Genomic DNA, 17582 nt, shown 5'->3' on the forward strand with positions numbered 1-17582 from the left:
ATGAGCACACGACGGTATCGCGTGTCCCACAGCACCACATATGGGTACTCCGCGGTCGTGACGAGCTCCTATGGCCGCGGTTTCCTCACACCGCGCGACTCAGATACGCAACGCAGGCTCTCCCATGTACTGCACATCGACCCGGAACCGACCGACATTTCCACCAGCAAGGACGGGTACGGCAACGTCAGCTCCTACTTCCACGTCACCGAACCACACCGCTCGTTGTCGGTCACCAGCGAGTCCGTTGTCGAGGTCGACACGCCTCCGCGGGCGCTCTACGGTGCCGGATCTGCCGTTGCGCCATGGGAAATCGCGCGTCCCGTTGGGCCGGACGGTGCACTCGCAACCGAATTCACCCTCGACCTTCAACCACCGGAGATCACGGAGAATGTACGAGAGTATGCGGCCCCGAGCTTCGAGCCGGGTCGTCCGTTGATAGACGTGCTGAGGGATCTCTCGTCACGGATCTACCGGGACTTCACGTATCGGTCTGGCTCGACCACGGTGTCCACCAGGGTGAACGACGTGCTGACTGCCAGGCAAGGCGTGTGCCAGGACTTCGCTCGGCTGGCAATCGCCTGCCTGCGGGCCAATGACCTTGCGGCAAGCTATGTCTCGGGCTATCTGGCCACCGACCCGCCACCGGGTAAGGAGCGGATGGTCGGTATGGATGCCACCCACGCCTGGGCATCGGTGTGGACGCCACAGAACCAGTGGCTGGGTCTTGACCCGACCAACGATCAAATGGTCGACGAACGTTACATCGTCGTGGGCGCCGGCCGCGACTACGCCGATGTGCCGCCGTTGCGGGGCATCATCTACACCGACTCCGAAAGCAGCGTCATCGACGTCGCGGTCGACGTGGTGCCGTTCGAAGGCGAAGTGGCCCGTGCGTGACTTCATCTGCCCCAGATGCGGTCAGCACCTGGCGTTCGAGAACTCCGTGTGCCTGTCGTGCCAGAGCCCCGTGGGTTTCTCGCTGCCGGATATGGCGCTGCTGGTGATCGCGTCGGGGAAGGAGGGCTCTCGGCCCGGCTTCGTGGAAGCCGACTCCTACGAGTTGTGCGCCAATCTCCATCTGGCCGAATGCAACTGGCTGGTCGAGAAGGCGCCCGTCAGAAAGCTGTGTACGTCTTGTACGCTGACGCGGACGAGGCCCCGCGACACAGACGTCACGGGGCTGGCGGCGTTCGCGGGCGCGGAACGGGCCAAGCGCAGGCTCATCGCCGAGCTCTTCGAACTCAAGCTGCCGATCATCGGCCGCGACGAGGATGCCGACTTCGGGCTGGCGTTCGACCTACTGTCGAGCGAAAGCGAGAAGGTGTTCACCGGTCATGCGAACGGGGTGATCACACTCGATCTCGCCGAAGGCGACGATGTGCACCGCGAGCGGCTCCGCATCGCCATGGATGAGCCGTACCGAACTCTGCTGGGTCATTTCCGCCACGAGATCGGCCACTACTACTATTTCCGGCTCGTCGACCCGGTGCCCGACTACAAGACCAACTTCACCGAACTCTTCGGCGACCCGGACGCCGACTATCAGGCGGCGTTGAACCGCCATTACGACGAGGGAGCCCCGCCCGGTTGGCAGAAGAACTACGTGTCCTCCTACGCGACCATGCACCCCGCAGAGGATTGGGCCGAAACCTTCGCGCACTACCTGCACATCCGAGACACCCTCGACACGGCGGCGGCGTTCAGCTTCGCGCCCGCGGCTGCGACATTCGAGCGGAAGGTACTGGGCCCCAGCGGCTTCGATCAGATCATCGACATGTGGCTGCCGCTGTCATGGGCGCTGAACATGATCAACCGGTCGATGGGCAAGGACGATCTCTACCCGTTCGTGCTGCCCGTGGCGGTCCTGGACAAGATGCGGTTCATCCACACTGTCGTGGAGGACACGACCAGCTGATCACCCCCCCGCGTACACCAGCCGCTCGGCGGTGATCGCCACGGCGAGGGTGATCAGCTGCTTCGGGTACCAGCGGCGCAACACGAGCGTGATGGTTCCGTTCGCGATTCCCTCGGCCGTGTCGCGGTTCAGCAGCACGGGTGTGACCCTACGATCACCGGGTGGCAGATCGCTATGGCACCGACGTCCTCGCCGACAACCCGCACAGAAGGCCCCGCTCCACCGAGTTGCCTGTCGAGATGGGGATGGTCGTCGAGGATGCGCAGACCGGCTATGTCGGCGCGGTGGCCCGGATCGAATACGGGCGAATGGAACTCGAGGACAGGCATGGCCGCCGTAAGCCGTTTCCCGTCGGTCCGGGATTCCTGGTCGACGGTAGGCCGGTGATCTTGACTGCGCCGCGTCGTGCCGCTCCGGCATCGAGTGCGCGCACCGCGTCAGGGTCCGTCGCGGTGCGGGGTGCGAAGGCGAAGGTCGCACTGTCCAGCCGCATCTACGTCGAGGGCCGCCACGACGCGGAACTCGTCGAACAGGTGTGGGGTGACGATCTGCGGATCGAGGGCGTGGTCGTCGAGTACCTCGGCGGAATCGACGACCTGACGGCGATCGTCGAGGACTTCCGGCCGGGACCGGGCCGACGGCTGGGCGTGCTCGTCGACCACCTCGTCGCAGGCTCCAAGGAAGCGCGCATCGCGCAAGCGGTACGGCGCGGCCCCGGTGGCGCATACACGCTCGTCGTCGGTCATCCCTTCATCGACATCTGGCAGGCGGTCAAGCCGGAGCGGCTCGGCGTCGCCGCTTGGCCGACCGTGCCCAAGGGAACCGACTGGAAGAAGGGCGTCTGCCGCGCGCTCGGTTGGCCGTATTCCCGCCAGGCCGACACGGCGAGGGCGTGGCAGCGCATCCGCGGCCTGGTCCGGGACTGGAACGACCTCGAGCCCGCACTGATCGGCCGGGTCGAGGAACTGATCGACTTCGTCACGGAACCTCAGGCATAGGTCCGTGGTAAGCAGGGAGCGTGTCTGACGGTCTGTTCGACGTCCCCGGCGAGCCGACCTCGACGGGAGGCGCAACAGGGCCGGTCGGTGCATCGAGCCCGTTGGCGGTGCGGATGCGGCCGGTGTCTCTCGACGAAGTCGTCGGCCAGGACCACCTGCTTGCCCCGAATTCACCGATGCGCCGACTGGTCGAAGGCTCAGGGGCGGCGTCGGTCATCCTCTACGGTCCGCCGGGCACGGGTAAGACGACGCTGGCGTCGCTGATCTCGCAGGCGACCGGCCGCCGGTTCGAGGCGCTGTCGGCGCTCTCGGCGGGGGTCAAGGAAGTTCGGGCGGTGATCGATGTCGCTCGACGGGCCGCCGCATACGGCGAACAGACCGTGCTGTTCATCGACGAGGTGCACCGCTTCTCGAAGACCCAGCAGGACGCGCTGCTCAGCGCCGTCGAGAACCGGGTGGTGTTGTTGGTGGCGGCCACCACGGAGAATCCGTCGTTCTCGGTCGTCGCTCCGCTGCTGTCACGGTCGCTGATCCTGCAGCTGCAGCCGCTCACCGCCGAGGGTGTCCGCACGGTGGTCACGCGCGCGATCCAGGATCCACGCGGGTTGGCCGGGAAGGTCGAGGTCGATGACGATGCCGTCGAACTGCTGGTCCAGCTCGCGGCGGGGGATGCCAGGCGGGCGCTGACCGCGTTGGAGGTGGCGGCGGAGGCGGGGCAGACGGTCACCGTCGAGACGGTCGAGCAGTCATTGGACAAGGCCGCGGTCCGCTACGACCGAGACGGCGATCAGCACTATGACGTCGTCAGCGCCTTCATCAAATCCGTCCGCGGATCCGACGTCGATGCCGCGTTGCACTACCTGGCGCGCATGCTCGTCGCGGGGGAGGACCCGCGATTCGTCGCGCGCCGGTTGATGATCCTCGCCAGCGAGGACATCGGGATGGCGGACCCGACCGCGCTGCAGACCGCGGTGGCGGCCGCGCAGACGGTGCAGCTGATCGGTATGCCCGAGGCGCAGCTCACCCTGGCGCACGCCACAGTGCACCTTGCGACGGCGCCGAAGTCGAACGCGGTGACGACGGCGCTCGGGGCGGCGATGAGCGATGTCAGGCAGGGCAAGGCCGGGCTGGTTCCCCCGCACCTGCGCGACGGGCACTACTCCGGGGCCGAGGCGCTCGGCAACGCCGTCGGCTACAAGTACAGCCACGATGATCCGGATGGCGTTGTGCCGCAACAGTATGCGCCCGATGAGCTGGTCGGTGTCGACTACTACCAGCCGACGGGCCACGGTGCCGAACGCGAGATCGCCGGCAGGCTGGACAAGTTGCGCGCGATCATCCGCCGCAAGCGCTGATTTTGTTGGCCGAATCAGGCCACGGCGTGCCGCCTACGAGTAGTCTCTGCACTTTCGAGAAGTTTGCTGAGCACCGCAAACAGTTAAGCGGTATCACGAGAATCTGTCTGCGAAAGGGAGTGATTCATGAAGTCCAGCCAACTGTTCTGCGCGGCGATCGGTGTTGCCTTGGGCATGCTATTCACGTCCGGCGCCGCTGCCAACGCCGGACCACTGGACCAGGCGTGCGTGCGACCGGACGGATCGCCGTGCCCCGAGATGCCTCCGGGTTGTGTGCAGGAGAACGGTCTTCCATGCTCGGGCGCGCTTCCGGACATCAACGCCGCCTGCAACCAGAACCCGGTGGTCTGCCGTTGGCTGATCGGTTAAAGACCCGCCCCTGAAGAACCGCTCTTGACACCTCAGGTCCCCAACCCTACAGTCGTAATCAACTAACTTGTTGATCAAACACTAGGTTGATAATGGGGAGTGGCGAGGATGCCGACGCGCGAATGGATCGCGCCTTCATGGCGTTGGCCGACCCGGTTCGGCGAGCCATGGTCGCGCGCCTGTCCCGTGGTCCGGCGACGGTCAACGAACTCGCCGAGCCGTTCGACATCACCAAACAGGCGGTGTCCAAACACATTCAGGTGCTCGAGCAGGCGGGTCTGGTCACCAGGACCCGCGATGCACAGCGCAGGCCCGTCCATCTCGACGCGGCCGCACTCGAAGGGCTGACCGCATGGATCGACCGATATCGGCTCGAAGCCGAACGCAGCTACCGCCGGCTGGACGTCCTGCTGGCTCACATGACCGACACCACCGAGAAGGGAAAGAAACGATGACGAACGCACTCAATCTGCGGGCCCCGGTCGACACTCTGGCGATGGAGTTCACCCGGGAGTTCGACGCCCCGGTGGAGGCGCTCTTTCGCGCACACGCGGAGCCCGAACTGTTGAAGCAGTGGCTGGGGCCGCACGGCCTCGAGATGACGATCGAGGAGTGGAACTTCACCACCCATGGCGGCTATCGCTACATCCACTCCACCGAGGGTGGCGACTTCGGCTTCAACGGCACGTTCCATACCGTGCGGGAGAACGAAGTCATCATCCAGACCTTCGAATTCGAGGGTGCGCCGGACATGGTGAACATCGAGTTCATGTGGTTCGAGGACCTCGGCAGCGGCCGCAGCCGACTGCGCGGCCGGTCGATCTGCCCCAACACCGAGGCGAGAGACGCACTGCTGTCATCGGGCATGGAGGGCGGTATGACCGAGGGGTACGAGAAGCTCGATGTACTGCTGAAATCGCTTTGACGAGATACGCCCGCCTTCAACGCCTGAAACATGCGCGAGCCCGGCGGCCAGGGGTGCCGCCGGGCTCCGCTTCAGCGCATCTTGGGTCAGCGAAGCAGACCCGAGCGCCTGCGTCCTCCCACCACACCGGTGCGCCTGCGTCCCATCATCGACGAGACCAGAGCCACGCCGAGGGCGGCAACGATGACCTGGACCAGAAGCTCCAGCCAGTCGATCCCGTTGGTCACGGTGGGGATCCCGAGCATGCGTGCGATCGCGGTACCGAGGAAGGCGCCGACGATGCCGATGAGAACTGTCACGAGCATGCCGATGGGCTGCCTGCCCGGAACGAGCAACCTGCCGAGCACGCCGACGACAATGCCGATGAGAATTGCGGTGATAACACCGGTAATGGTCATCTCTACTCCTCTTGGGCGGTAGTGGTGTGCGAGTGAGATACCCGAGCCGCCCGTGAAATAAACGCCTGCGTCAATCGGCCGGCCGCGGCGTCAATTCACGCCACCTCTGGTAAGCGAAGATGGGCGAGGCACAGCTCGAACTCCCCGACGTCGAGTATGTCTGCGCCCAGTTCGCGGGTTCGCGTGTTGCGAAGCTCCCGTGCGTGTTCTCTATTGCGCTCCATCGCTTCCGCGCTGTCGAACGTCGCCGACGACACGCCCCTGCCGGTCTCGCGGTTGATCAAGAAGCTGGCGCTGCAGAAGCCTTCGAGATCCTCGAGCGCTGGCAGCACGGACGTTCGGTAGAAGTCGGTGGCCCGAGCGACCTGATCGCGGGGCATCTTGAGCCAGGTTGCGCGCACACAGGCGCCGTCTCGCGAGCGGTGGTCACGATGCATCGCTCCGATCTCCCAGTGGTCGACTGTGACATCGCCGCCGCCGAACAACTTTGCGGCCTGTTCTCGCAGCGGTGCCGCGGTCTCGGTGCTCCTGCGCAGGGCGTCCTCGGATTCCCAGGCGCTCGTGGCGATGCACTGACCAGACTCGCGGTCGACCAATAGGGACAGACCGACGTAGCCATCCATGGATTTCAGCGCCGACATGACTTCATCACGGACATATGCGATCCCGTCATCGATCGACGCGGGTTGTGCCTGGATAGTGGTAGAGCGCGCGTACACGGCCCACCCCCTCTTCTCTGGGGCGGCACCCCGATGGCGCCACCCACCGTCATTAGCTTCCACCCGCCTACAGAAGCTCTCACGAGATTGGCAGAAGTGGCCCCACATAATTGGTGTGAGGCGGACTCGCCGAGATATGAGCATCGTCGACCCCAACGTCGGGTCCAGACGAGGGCAAGGTGTTGTTCACGTCGCCTACGGCGCGGCTCGTAGGCTCGATCACATGGACACCGATGTACTTGAGGTCGACACCGCGAAGCGGCGCACCGTTGACCTCACCGACGAGGTTCGCTCCTTCTGCGCCGGCCACCAGGACGGCCTGTGCAACGTCTTCGTCCCGCACGCCACCGCGGGCGTGGCGATCATCGAGACCGGCGCGGGTTCCGACGACGACCTCGTCGACACGCTGGAGAACCTGCTGCCTCGCGACGACCGATACCGCCACGCCCACGGGTCGCCGGGACACGGCGCAGACCACGTCCTGCCCGCCTTGGTCGCACCGTCGGTCACCGTGCCTGTACAGGGCGGACAGCCGTTATTGGGTACCTGGCAGAGCATCGTGCTGGTCGACTTGAATAGGGACAACCCGCGCCGGTCCGTGCGGCTGAGCTTCGTAAACGGCTGATTCATCCGCGACAAATGTCCCCGGTACTGTAGTGCGGTCGGTTATTGATCCATCGCCGGGAACATGAGGGACAGCGGACGTGCAGACACACGAGATCAGGAAGCGATTCCTCGATCACTTCGTGAACGCGGGCCACACCGAGGTGCCCAGCGCCTCGGTGATCCTCGACGATCCCAATCTGCTTTTCGTCAATGCCGGCATGGTGCAGTTCGTGCCGTATTTCCTCGGTCAACGCGCTGCGCCGTGGAACCGCGCGACCAGTATCCAGAAGTGCATCCGCACACCCGACATCGACGAAGTCGGCATCACCACACGGCACAACACGTTCTTCCAGATGGCCGGCAACTTCTCATTCGGCGACTACTTCAAGAAGGGCGCCATCGAGCTGGCCTGGACGCTGTTGACCAACCCCGTCGATCAGGGCGGCTACGGCTTCGACCCCGAGAAGCTCTGGGCCACCGTTTATCTCGATGACGACGAGGCCGCGGACCTGTGGCGGGAGATCACCGGCATCCCGGCCGAGCGAATTCAGCGTCGCGGGATGGCCGACAACTACTGGTCGATGGGTATCCCCGGCCCCTGCGGTCCGTCGTCGGAGATCTACTACGACCGCGGCCCGGAGTACGGCGTCGAGGGCGGCCCTGAGGCCAACGAGGACCGCTACATCGAGATCTGGAATCTCGTGTTCATGCAGAACGAGCGCGGCGAAGGAACATCGAAGGAGAACTTCGAGATCCTCGGACCGCTGCCCCGCAAGAACATCGACACCGGGATGGGCGTCGAGCGCGTCGCGTGCCTTCTGCAGGGCGTCGACAACGTTTACGAGACGGATCTGCTGCGATCGGTGATCGACCTGGTGGCGGGCATCGCGCCGCGCGGTTACGGCGAGGGCAACCACTCCGACGACGTCCGGTACCGGATCATCGCCGATCACAGTCGCACCGCCGCGATCATCATCGCCGACGGCGTCAGCCCCGGAAACGACGGCCGCGGGTACGTGCTGCGGCGGCTGCTGCGCCGAATGATCAGGTCGGCGAAGCTGCTCGGCATCGAGGCGCCGATCGTCGCCGACATCATGATCACCGTGCGCGACGCGATGGGCCCGTCCTATCCGGATCTGGTCAGCGACTTCGACCGGATACAGCGGATCGCGGTCGCCGAGGAGACGGCGTTCAACCGCACGTTGGCCTCGGGTTCGCGGCTCTTCGACGAGGCGGCCCGCACGACGAAGGCGTCGGGTGCCTCCGTGCTGTCGGGAACCGACGCGTTCACCCTCCACGACACGTACGGCTTCCCGCTTGAACTGACTCTCGAGATGGCCGCAGAATCCGGGCTCAGCGTCGACGAAGAGGGCTTTCGCGGCCTGATGGCCGAACAGCGGCAGCGCGCGAAGGCTGACGCCGCAGCCCGCAAGCAGGCGCACACCGACCTCTCCGCCTACCGCGAGCTCGTCGACTCCGGTCCGACGGAGTTCACCGGCTTCGAGGAATTAATTACCGAGGCAAGGATTCTCGGCATCTTCGTCGACGGCAGGCGGGTTCCGGTCGTCGCGCATGACGGGCAGCAGGCCGAGCGGGTCGAGCTGGTTCTCGATCGCACCCCGTTCTACGCCGAATCGGGCGGCCAGATCGCCGACGAGGGCAGCGTCACCGGCACCGGCTCGTCCAGCACCGCCAAGGCGGCGGTCACCGATGTGCAGAAGATCGCCAAAACGCTGTGGGCGCATCGCATCAACGTGGAGTCCGGCGAGTTCGTCGAGGGCGACACGGTCGTGGCGGCCGTCGACCCGCGCTGGCGTCACGGTGCGACGCAGGGCCACTCCGGCACCCACATGGTGCACGCCGCGCTGCGACAGGTGCTCGGGCCCAACGCCGTTCAGGCCGGCTCGCTGAACCGCCCCGGCTATCTGCGCTTCGACTTCAACTGGCAGGGCGCGCTGACAGAGGACCAGCGGACGCAGATCGAAGAGGTCACCAACGAGGCGGTCGAAGCCGACTACGAGGTGCACAGCTTCACCACCGAACTCGAGAAGGCCAAGGCGATGGGCGCCATGGCGTTGTTCGGCGAGGCCTATCCCGAAGAGGTGCGGGTGGTGGAGATCGGCGGACCCTTCTCACTCGAACTGTGCGGCGGCACGCACGTCCACAACTCGGCGCAGATCGGCCCCGTGACGATTCTCGGCGAGTCGTCGATCGGGTCGGGCGTGCGCCGCGTGGAGGCCTACGTCGGGCTCGATTCGTTCCGGCACCTCGCGAAGGAACGCGCGCTGATGGCGGGGCTGGCGTCGTCGCTCAAAGTGCCGTCGGACGAGGTGCCCGCCCGGGTGGCCCAACTGGTGGACCGGCTGAAGACCGCCGAGAAGGAACTCGACCGGATGCGACTCGCCAACGCGCGGGCGGCAGCGGTGAATGCGGCAGCCGGCGCCGAGCAGATCGGTAAGGTCCGTCTCGTGGCGCAGCGGATGGCTGGTGGAACGTCGGCAGGCGATCTGCGCCAGCTCGTCGGGGACATCCGTGGAAAGGTCGGCTCCGAACCCGCGGTGATTGCGTTGATCGCCGAGGGGGAGAACGACTCCGTCCCGTTCGTGGTCGCGGTTAACCCGGCGGCGCAGGACCTGGGTCTGAAGGCCAATGAATTGGTCAAGGAGCTGGGCGCGGCGGTGAACGGCCGAGGCGGCGGCAAGGCGGACATGGCCCAAGGCTCAGGCAGGGGAGCCGCAGGTATCGATGCGGCGCTGGCCGCCTTACGCGCAGAGATAGGCCGGAGCTGACCAGGTGCCGAACCCAGAACACCGTCTGCCGGATCGGCCCGGAGGCGACGATCCCGGAAGAGGCCGCCGGCTGGGTATCGACGTCGGAAGTGTTCGCATCGGCGTCGCGGTGAGCGATCCCGACGGCATCCTGGCCACCCCGGTGGAGACCGTCCGCCGTGACAGAACCGATCGCCACCTGCGGCGACTGGGTCAGCTGGCGGCGGAACTTGAGGCTGTCGAAGTGATCGTCGGGCTGCCACGTACTCTTTCCGACCGAACCGGTCCGTCAGCGGAGGACGCCATCTCCCTCGCAGAGAACCTGGCGCGACGCGTCGCTCCGACGCCGGTGCGGATGGCTGACGAACGGCTGACCACCGTCACCGCACAACGCTCGCTGCGGGAAGCCGGTGTCCGAGCAAGGGGACAGAAGGCGATGATCGACCAGGCCGCCGCCGTCGGCATATTGCAGAGCTGGCTGGATCAGCGACGAACAACACTCAACGAGGTAGGCAATGCCTGACGGCTGGGAACGCGAGCGCCCGCAGCCCATTGCGGTGGGGCCGCCGCGGCGACGGTTGAGCCGTGCGGAACGCATCCGTGAAGCCCGTCGCCGCCGCAGGCGCCGATTCGCCCGCAGCGCCACGCTCTGCGTATTCGTCCTCATCGTGGTCGGCGCGGTCTTCCTCGGTTCGCGGCTGTGGCACAGCGTTTTCGGGGGCGACTCGGACTTCTCCGGAGAAGGCAAGTCCGACGTCGTCATCCAGGTGCACGACGGCGACTCGACCACAGCGATCGGGCAGACGCTCGAGGACAACGACGTGGTTGCGACGTCGAAAGTTTTCATCAGTGCTGCGGAAGGCAATGCCGCGATCCAGGCCATCCAGCCGGGCTTCTACAAGATGCGCACCGAGATCTCGGGTTCCGACGCGGTGTCCCGGCTGGCGGATGCGCAGAACAGAGTGGGCAAGCTGGTCATCCCCGAGGGTCGTCAGCTCGACGACATCCGGGACGTCAAGACCAACGATGTCACCGAGGGCATCTTCACGTTGATTTCCAATGCGACGTGTGTCGATCTCGACGGGGACCGTCGCTGTGTGTCGGCCGATGACCTTCGCGACGCGGCGAGCACCGCGTCGCTGGGGGACCTGTCGGTACCCGACTGGGCGACCAAGCCGGTGCAGGCGATGGGCGACGATCACCGCAGGCTCGAAGGTCTCATCGCGCCAGGGGCATGGGATGTCGATCCCTCCGCGTCGCCCCGCGACATCCTCTCGTCTCTTGTCGGTACCAGTGCCTATCAGTACGCGCAGGGTGGACTGCTCGACACGGCGAAGTCGCTGAGCATGACCCCGTATCAGATCCTGACGGTGGCGTCGCTGGTGCAGAGGGAGTCCAAGCCGCAGGACTTCGACAAGGTCGCCCGGGTCATCTACAACCGTCTCGTCGCACCGGATCACCGCAGGCTCGAGTTCGACTCGACGGTGAATTACTCGCTGGACCGCCAGGAGGTCGCGACCACGGATGCCGATCGGGGACGCGAGACCCCGTGGAACACCTATGTGCGCGAGGGACTTCCGGCCAGCCCCATCTGCTCGCCGAGTGCGGAGGCGCTGGCTGCGGCCGAGCATCCCGCGGCAGGCGATTGGCTCTACTTCGTAACCATCGACCTGCAGGGCACGACGCTCTTCACCAAGGATTACCCACAGCACCTGGCGAACATCGAACTCGCGAAGCGCAACGGTGTCCTCGACAGCGCCCGGTGACGCCCGCAAGGCGGCGGTTCTCGGTTCTCCGATAGCGCATTCACGCTCACCGCAGTTGCATCTGGCGGCCTATCGGGCGTTGGGACTCGACGGCTGGACCTATGACCGCATCGAATGCACGGCCGATCAATTGCCTGAATTGGTCGGCGGTTTCGGCCCCGAATGGGTAGGTGTCTCGGTGACGATGCCGGACAAGTTCGCGGCATTGCAATTCGCCGACGAGCGCACCGCGCGCGCGGATCTGGTGGGAGCGGCGAACACGCTGCTGCGAACGTCATTCGGGTGGCGGGCCGACAACACCGACGTCGACGGCTTGGCGGGTGCGCTCGGTCACGTGGCGGGGCACGCGATCGTCGTGGGTTCGGGTGGAACCGCGCCCGCAGTCGTCGTTGGCCTCGTCGAACTCGGCGTGCAACGCATCACGGTCGTCGCGCGGAACCGGGAGAAGGCAGCGCCCGTGGTGGACCTGGTGACCCGCATGGGCGCCGAGGCGGCATGGCTCGACATCGACGGAGCGGACCTGCGGCCTGTGGTCGCGGAGGTCTCCGTCGTGGTCAGTACGATCCCCGCCGACGCGGCCGCACGCTACGCCGACGTCTTGTCGTCGACGCCGGTGCTGCTCGACGCGATCTATGACCCATGGCCGACGCCGCTGGCCGCCGCCGTCGAGGCCAACGGGGGTCGAGTCATCAGCGGTCTGCAGATGCTGCTGCATCAGGCCTATGCACAAGTGGAGCAATTCACCGGGATGCCTGCGCCCAAAGAGGCGATGAGAGAGGCACTTCAGGACCGTTAGCCTCGATGGATGGGGGCGGCGAGCGTGTCGGTGCTGGCATGGCTCGTGGTGCTGAGCCTGTATGACATCCGCGAGCGGCGGTTGCCCAATCGGTTGACGGTGCCGGGAGCGATCGTGATCCTTCTGGTGTCCACGGCGATGGACCGCGGTGGTCCGGCGTTGGTGGGCGCTGGGGCTCTCGCGGGCGTGTATCTCGTCGTGCACCTGATCGCCCCCACAGGGATGGGTGCCGGCGATGTGAAACTCGCGGCGGGTGTCGGGGGACTGACGGGCGCTTTCGGATACGACGTGTGGGTGCTTGCCGCAATTGCCGCACCACTGTTCACCGCGGCGATCGCGTGTGTCGCCGTCGTTGCACGCTCGAAAATCACTGTGCCGCACGGGCCATCGATGTGCTTGGCGTCGGTAGCCGCCGCGATGCTCGCGATCCTCTAGGAGGGTGGGGGAACGTTGCTGTGGTTTGCCGGGAACAGGTGCAGGCTGCCGGGGTAGGTGACATAGGTGTGCCCGGTGGGTGAGGTCCAGATGATGGTCGAGTCGGGTAGTTGTCGGTCGTGCCAGCCGCCGAGTGCGTTCCAGAACGTTTTCAGTAGGTGGTGGCACCGACTGTCTGAAGAGCATTCTACGAGCTGCCTCGGCGACAAGGCGATCCATGTGGAGCCGAGCACTAAGAGCTACGCCCGTGCGCAATCTCGACGAATCGTCTACGAGGCCAGCCCCCGCCGCGTCGGAAGCCCGCGCGTCGGACAGAAACGCGTTACGCTGAACCACAGCCTTTCCCGAAGGAACAAATGCGCCGAATCGCCTTAGATATTTACTGGGCGTTCTGGATGGTTGTCCGCGCCTTTGGCCTGATGCGACAGAAAGACGCGGCCGCTTACTACACGATGATCGGCGACGACGTCATTGACCTCATGAATGAAGAGTACGTCGATGACTCCAAGCCGCTGTGGCTCAACCTCGGCTACTGGAAAGTCGCTCGCACCTATCCCGACGCTTGTGTCGCGATGGTCGAACTCCTAGGAACGCGGGCCGGGCTGAAACCAAGCGATGGAGTCCTCGACGTCGGCGTCGGTTTCGCGGAGCAGGACTTTGTTCTACTCGATCGCTTCAAGCTGTCTCACATCACAGGCATCGACATCACACCCGTACACGTCGATAAGGGCCGGGAACGCGTCGCCAAGCGTGGGCTTGAGAAACAAATCGACATTCGACTCGGTTCCGCGACCGCAATGGAGTTTCCCGACGCATCGTTCGAAAAAGTGCTGGCCCTGGAATGCGCATTCCACTTTGACACGCGCGATCAATTCATGCGCGAAGCATTTCGCGTCCTCAAGCCAGGGGGAACCATTGCTCTCGCCGACATGCTCCCAAAACCAGGCAAGAAATCCGGCCTGACAACCTTTTTCGGCCGAAAGTACGGCCACATCCCCGAAGCCAATCACTACGACAGGGAGGAATACTCCCGGCGGCTAGCCGCCGCGGGATTTGGCGATGTCCTCGTGGAATCGATCCGCGAGGATGTGTACCCCGCGATGGCCAAGTACATTTCGCAGCGCGTTCATGGAAAGAAAAGGATGGATGAAGTGGTCGTGGAAGTGACTGAAGACGATCGCGCCCAGTGCCGGGGCGTGGCGCTGTGGGGACGAACGACCGGCTTTGCGGACTATGTGATCGTGTCGGCGCGGAAGCCTTTGGACACCAACGCAATTTCGGCATCCACTTGAGTGGTTCCACCGATCGTGAAAGCGGCACAAGCACTTGAGGTTCGACGGATGGGTGGGCCCTATCGGGTAGGCCACGGTGTGGTCGAGGTCGCAGACCTGGGCGGGTTTGTCGCAGCCCGGGAACCGACACGTCAGGTCGCGGCAGCGCACGAACTCGGCCAGCGCGCGCGAGGGCGTGTAGCGCGGTTCGGCTGCCGAGTCGCTGCCGGGGTGGCCGACCTCGCGGATGTTGGCCCGCGCCAGGATGGCGCCCAGGAGCGCGGTCGGCATGATCCCGGCGCCGAACACATACCCCGGCTTGGACCGCGTAGTCGTCGGCTGTGCAGCGGCCTGGCGATCGGCATTGGCGGCTGCATCGGTTTGGGCTGTGGTGGATTCGTCGACGGCCTTGTCGTCGACGATGGCGTAGACGACGGCGTTATTTGTCGGCGCTTCTCCGGTGGTGCCGCCGGGGCAGTCGGGGTCGGTGCACTGGCACTGGAAGGCGGTGTGGTTGGCCGACGGGGCCAGCGCGTGGGCGCGGCGTTGGTAGTGGCCGCGCGGGTCGGCGTCACACACGCTGCGCGCGACCACCTCGACGGTGTGCTCCATCAGCGCGGCGTCCGCAGAGTTGAGCCGCGCCCAGATCGTCGTCGTGCCGGGGACGTCGTTCGGGGAGCCGAACTCGACTGTCTCATTCATCGCCGCCTGCGTGGCGCGGCGCAGCGCACCCGGGTCGTGTTCGTCGATCAGGGCGTCGATGGCGTCTTCGATTTTCTTCACCGCCAACGCTCCCCAGCGGGTGACCCGGTCGGCGAGCCCGGCGTCCACGGCGGTGAGCGCGTCGTGGTCATCGATCAGGTAGGTGCGCGAGATGATGGTGCGCACCAGCAGGTCACTGATCACCCCGGCGGCGAACAGCGCCGCCACTTGGGGCAGCCGGTCGCGTAGCGCGAGGCCGCGGTGGGTCTGGTGGAGCGCCATGCCTGGTGCTGACGTTGAGCGCGGCGGCCAGTTCGCAGGCCACCGCGGCGTCGGGGTCGATCCACCACAGTTCGCGCTCTGCGGTGTCCAGGCGGGTGCGGCGGTCGAAGATCTCGGCCATCACCGCCAGCTTCTGTGCCCCCGCGGCGTTCTCCGCGCGCGCCCACCCGCCGGCAGCATCAACCAACTCCGCGTCAGTCAACGAAGCCAGGTCGGCTATATCGGAGCAACAGATGATCGAACATGCTGTTGAATTTACGTAGCTCAGGCGACGCGCAAGCCTCACAATCACCGGCTGCACCCGCGCCTGTGGATGAAACCGCCACTGTGGATAACTGCGGCCCGGGCGGTTTCGGCGAGCCGATCGATCATCGGCTGCCCGGTTTCAAATCGCGGATTTTCACACGCAAAGTGCGACGTGGGAAGATGGGACGCGTGTTGCGATGGACCACTGCTGGCGAATCCCACGGCCGCGCGCTTGTGGCCGTGGTCGAGGGCATGGTCGCGGGCGTCGAGGTGACATCCGGCGAGATCGCCGGTCAGCTCGCCCGCCGCAGGCTGGGCTACGGTCGCGGCGCGCGAATGAAATTCGAGCAGGACCAGGTCACCATGCTCGCAGGCGTCCGGCACGGCATCACACTCGGCGGCCCGGTCGCCATCGAGATCGGCAACACCGAATGGCCCAAATGGGAGACGGTCATGGCCGCCGATCCCGTCGACCCCGCCGAACTCGAGAACATGGCCCGCAACGAGCCGCTGACCCGGCCGCGACCCGGCCACGCCGATTACGCCGGCATGCTCAAGTACGGCTTCGACGACGCCCGGCCGGTCCTGGAACGAGCGAGCGCGCGCGAAACGGCCGCCCGCGTCGCCGCAGGCACGCTGGCCCGGGCCTTCCTGCGCCAGGCGCTCGGCGTCGAGGTGGTTTCGCATGTCATCTCCATCGGCGAGTCGGCGCCGTACGACGGCCCACCGCCGCAAGCTTCCGATCTGGCCGCCATCGACGCCAGCCCGGTACGCGCGTTCGACAAGGAGGCTGAAGCCAGGATGATCGCCGAGATCGAGGCCGCCAAGGCCGACGGCGACACGCTCGGCGGGGTTGTCGAGGTCGTCGCGAACGGCCTTCCGATTGGGCTCGGATCGTTCACCAGCGGTGACAACCGCCTCGACAGCCAGTTGGCCGGCGCGGTGATGGGCATCCAGGCGATCAAGGGCGTGGAGATCGGCGACGGCTTCGAAACCGCCCGTCGCCGCGGCAGCGTCGCCCACGACGAGATGTATCCCGCAGCCGGCGGCGTCATGCGCTCGACGAACCGGGCCGGTGGGCTCGAAGGCGGGATGACAAACGGTCAGCCGCTGCGGGTGCGCGCCGCGATGAAGCCGATTTCGACGGTGCCGCGCGCACTGGCCACGGTCGACATGGCAACCGGGGACGAGGCGGTCGCCATCCACCAGCGCTCAGATGTGTGCGCGGTTCCTGCAGCGGCAGTGGTCGTCGAAACCATGGTCGCGCTTGTGCTCGCCCGTGCGGCGCTGGAGAAGTTCGGCGGCGACTCGATCGGCGAGACGCGGGCCAACATCGACACCTACCTGCGGTCGATAGCCGAACGCGAACCGGCTCAACGGGCACAGGCGTCGGGCTGATGGCACCCAGGGCCGTGCTGATCGGGTTGCCCGGATCGGGGAAGTCCACGATCGGCCGTCGACTGGCCAAAGCCCTCGGCGTCGCGTTGCTCGACACCGACGCCGCGATAGAACAGACGACAGGACGCACGATTCCCGACATCTTCGCAACCGACGGCGAGAAGGAGTTTCGCCGCATCGAGGAGGAAGTGATCCGCGAAGCGCTGGGGTCACATGACGGGGTGCTTTCGCTGGGCGGTGGTGCGATCACCAGTTCCGGTGTGCGCGAGGCCCTTTCCGGGCACATGGTGATCTATCTCGAGATCAGCGCCTCGGAAGGGGTCCGCCGAACGGGCGGTACGACGGTGCGGCCGCTGCTCGCCGGCGGAGACCGCGCAGAGAAATTCCGCGCGTTGATGTCGCAGCGGGTTCCGCTCTACCGGCGGGCTGCCACGCTTCGAATCAACACCAACCGGCGCAATCCCGGTGCGGTTGTCCGCTATATCGTGTCGCAACTGGAGAACCAGTCCTCAACCGACACACCGTCAAAGCCGAAGCCCAAGCCGCGGCGCAGGCGCAGGCCGACATGGCGTCGCACGCCGGTCTCGTTGACGCCGAGCCCATCTGAGGCCACCACGCCTACCAGCCCTG

General features: G+C 65.8%; 19 protein-coding genes and 3 pseudogenes. 16 read left to right on the forward strand and 6 right to left on the reverse strand.

Annotated elements, in window-relative coordinates; all coding sequences use genetic code 11:
- A complete protein-coding gene (locus C6A82_RS11970; protein ID WP_105346855.1) occupies positions 1-900 on the forward strand; it encodes a transglutaminase family protein in 900 nt (299 codons plus the stop codon).
- A complete protein-coding gene (locus C6A82_RS11975) occupies positions 893-1918 on the forward strand; it encodes a putative zinc-binding metallopeptidase (RefSeq protein ID WP_105346857.1) in 1026 nt (341 codons plus the stop codon). The genes C6A82_RS11970 and C6A82_RS11975 overlap by 8 nt, the downstream gene beginning before the upstream one ends.
- Here the strand turns inward: C6A82_RS11975 and C6A82_RS11980 are convergent, their stop codons facing one another.
- Positions 1919-2056: a hypothetical protein gene (locus C6A82_RS11980; protein ID WP_158261655.1), complete on the reverse strand. Its 138-nt coding sequence runs from the start codon at positions 2054-2056 to the stop codon at positions 1919-1921. It lies immediately after the preceding gene.
- Positions 2057-2079: 23 nt separating this feature from the next.
- On the opposite strand from C6A82_RS11980, the gene C6A82_RS11985 reads away from it, so the two are divergent.
- From C6A82_RS11985 to C6A82_RS12005, 5 genes are all read left to right on the forward strand, one after another.
- On the forward strand, positions 2080-2916 hold the full coding sequence (locus C6A82_RS11985) for a DUF3097 domain-containing protein (protein ID WP_105346858.1): 837 nt from the start codon (positions 2080-2082) through the stop codon (positions 2914-2916).
- Between the two features lie 20 nt (positions 2917-2936).
- Positions 2937-4271: a replication-associated recombination protein A gene (locus tag C6A82_RS11990; protein WP_105346860.1), complete on the forward strand. Its 1335-nt coding sequence runs from the start codon at positions 2937-2939 to the stop codon at positions 4269-4271.
- Between the two features lie 126 nt (positions 4272-4397).
- Positions 4398-4640: a hypothetical protein gene (locus tag C6A82_RS11995; RefSeq protein ID WP_105346862.1), complete on the forward strand. Its 243-nt coding sequence runs from the start codon at positions 4398-4400 to the stop codon at positions 4638-4640.
- A gap of 92 nt (positions 4641-4732) precedes the next feature.
- The gene (locus tag C6A82_RS12000; RefSeq protein ID WP_105346864.1) at positions 4733-5095 is read left to right on the forward strand and encodes a helix-turn-helix transcriptional regulator; all 363 of its coding nucleotides are present in this window, start codon (positions 4733-4735) and stop codon (positions 5093-5095) included.
- Entirely contained in the window at positions 5092-5565 is a 474-nt protein-coding gene (locus C6A82_RS12005) for an SRPBCC family protein (RefSeq protein ID WP_105346865.1), read from the forward strand. The genes C6A82_RS12000 and C6A82_RS12005 overlap by 4 nt, the downstream gene beginning before the upstream one ends.
- Positions 5566-5651: 86 nt before the next feature.
- Here C6A82_RS12005 and C6A82_RS12010 read toward each other — a convergent pair whose 3' ends face one another.
- A complete protein-coding gene (locus tag C6A82_RS12010; RefSeq protein WP_105346867.1) occupies positions 5652-5963 on the reverse strand; it encodes a GlsB/YeaQ/YmgE family stress response membrane protein in 312 nt (103 codons plus the stop codon).
- Between the two features lie 95 nt (positions 5964-6058).
- Positions 6059-6682, reverse strand: a complete 624-nt coding sequence (locus C6A82_RS12015; protein WP_199193856.1) for an antibiotic biosynthesis monooxygenase — start codon at positions 6680-6682, stop codon at positions 6059-6061.
- A 223-nt stretch (positions 6683-6905) separates the two neighbouring features.
- Between C6A82_RS12015 and C6A82_RS12020 the strand changes: the two genes are divergently transcribed.
- From C6A82_RS12020 to C6A82_RS12045, 6 genes are all read left to right on the forward strand, one after another.
- Positions 6906-7307: a secondary thiamine-phosphate synthase enzyme YjbQ gene (locus C6A82_RS12020; protein ID WP_105346870.1), complete on the forward strand. Its 402-nt coding sequence runs from the start codon at positions 6906-6908 to the stop codon at positions 7305-7307.
- A gap of 79 nt (positions 7308-7386) precedes the next feature.
- Positions 7387-10077 (forward strand): alanine--tRNA ligase, encoded by a 2691-nt coding sequence (alaS, locus tag C6A82_RS12025; protein ID WP_105346872.1) that lies wholly within the window; start codon positions 7387-7389, stop codon positions 10075-10077.
- A gap of 4 nt (positions 10078-10081) precedes the next feature.
- Entirely contained in the window at positions 10082-10579 is a 498-nt protein-coding gene (ruvX, locus tag C6A82_RS12030) for a Holliday junction resolvase RuvX (RefSeq protein WP_105346874.1), read from the forward strand.
- Positions 10572-11822 carry an endolytic transglycosylase MltG gene (gene mltG, locus C6A82_RS12035; protein ID WP_311101801.1) on the forward strand — a complete coding sequence of 417 codons (1251 nt, stop codon included), beginning with the start codon at positions 10572-10574 and terminating at the stop codon, positions 11820-11822. The genes ruvX and mltG overlap by 8 nt, the downstream gene beginning before the upstream one ends.
- Positions 11800-12618, forward strand: coding sequence for a shikimate dehydrogenase (locus C6A82_RS12040; protein ID WP_105347033.1), 819 nt, complete (start codon positions 11800-11802; stop codon positions 12616-12618). Before mltG ends, C6A82_RS12040 begins: the two co-directional genes overlap by 23 nt.
- A 9-nt stretch (positions 12619-12627) precedes the next feature.
- Positions 12628-13053, forward strand: coding sequence for an A24 family peptidase (locus C6A82_RS12045; RefSeq protein WP_105347032.1), 426 nt, complete (start codon positions 12628-12630; stop codon positions 13051-13053).
- 29 nt (positions 13054-13082) lie between these two features.
- On the opposite strand, the pseudogene C6A82_RS26965 reads toward C6A82_RS12045, so the two are convergent.
- A pseudogene (locus tag C6A82_RS26965) lies at positions 13083-13223 on the reverse strand (hypothetical protein); the annotation flags it as partial.
- A gap of 186 nt (positions 13224-13409) precedes the next feature.
- On the opposite strand from C6A82_RS26965, the gene C6A82_RS12050 reads away from it, so the two are divergent.
- Positions 13410-14345, forward strand: coding sequence for a class I SAM-dependent methyltransferase (locus C6A82_RS12050; protein WP_105347030.1), 936 nt, complete (start codon positions 13410-13412; stop codon positions 14343-14345).
- 195 nt (positions 14346-14540) lie between these two features.
- Here the strand turns inward: C6A82_RS12050 and C6A82_RS12055 are convergent.
- Positions 14541-15308, reverse strand: a pseudogene (locus tag C6A82_RS12055) (DUF222 domain-containing protein); the annotation flags it as partial.
- A complete protein-coding gene (locus tag C6A82_RS12060; RefSeq protein WP_142406007.1) occupies positions 15220-15510 on the reverse strand; it encodes a hypothetical protein in 291 nt (96 codons plus the stop codon). The gene C6A82_RS12060 and the pseudogene C6A82_RS12055, both read right to left, overlap by 89 nt.
- Before the next feature lie 233 nt (positions 15511-15743).
- On the opposite strand from C6A82_RS12060, the gene aroC reads away from it, so the two are divergent.
- Together aroC and C6A82_RS12070 are read left to right on the forward strand one after the other, a co-directional pair.
- On the forward strand, positions 15744-16952 hold the full coding sequence (gene aroC / locus C6A82_RS12065; protein WP_105347038.1) for a chorismate synthase: 1209 nt from the start codon (positions 15744-15746) through the stop codon (positions 16950-16952).
- Positions 16952-17470, forward strand: a pseudogene (locus tag C6A82_RS12070) (shikimate kinase); the annotation flags it as partial. The gene aroC and the pseudogene C6A82_RS12070, both read left to right, overlap by 1 nt.
- Between the last annotated feature and the right edge of the window lie 112 nt (positions 17471-17582).

It is taken from the genome of Mycobacterium sp. ITM-2016-00318 (assembly GCF_002968285.2).
Classification (GTDB): domain Bacteria; phylum Actinomycetota; class Actinomycetes; order Mycobacteriales; family Mycobacteriaceae; genus Mycobacterium.

Bases quoted from the DNA above. Each gene is read 5' to 3' on its own strand.
- C6A82_RS11970 (WP_105346855.1), top strand. From the start codon at position 1: ATGAGCACACGACGGTATCGCGTGTCCCACAGCACCACATATGGGTAC.
- C6A82_RS11995 (WP_105346862.1), top strand. From the start codon at position 4,398: ATGAAGTCCAGCCAACTGTTCTGCGCGGCGATCGGTGTTGCCTTGGGC.
- C6A82_RS12000 (WP_105346864.1), top strand. From the start codon at position 4,733: ATGGGGAGTGGCGAGGATGCCGACGCGCGAATGGATCGCGCCTTCATG.
- C6A82_RS12005 (WP_105346865.1), top strand. From the start codon at position 5,092: ATGACGAACGCACTCAATCTGCGGGCCCCGGTCGACACTCTGGCGATG.
- C6A82_RS12010 (WP_105346867.1), bottom strand. From the start codon at position 5,963: ATGACCATTACCGGTGTTATCACCGCAATTCTCATCGGCATTGTCGTC.
- C6A82_RS12020 (WP_105346870.1), top strand. From the start codon at position 6,906: ATGGACACCGATGTACTTGAGGTCGACACCGCGAAGCGGCGCACCGTT.
- mltG (WP_311101801.1), top strand. From the start codon at position 10,572: ATGCCTGACGGCTGGGAACGCGAGCGCCCGCAGCCCATTGCGGTGGGG.
- C6A82_RS12045 (WP_105347032.1), top strand. From the start codon at position 12,628: ATGGGGGCGGCGAGCGTGTCGGTGCTGGCATGGCTCGTGGTGCTGAGC.
- C6A82_RS12050 (WP_105347030.1), top strand. From the start codon at position 13,410: ATGCGCCGAATCGCCTTAGATATTTACTGGGCGTTCTGGATGGTTGTC.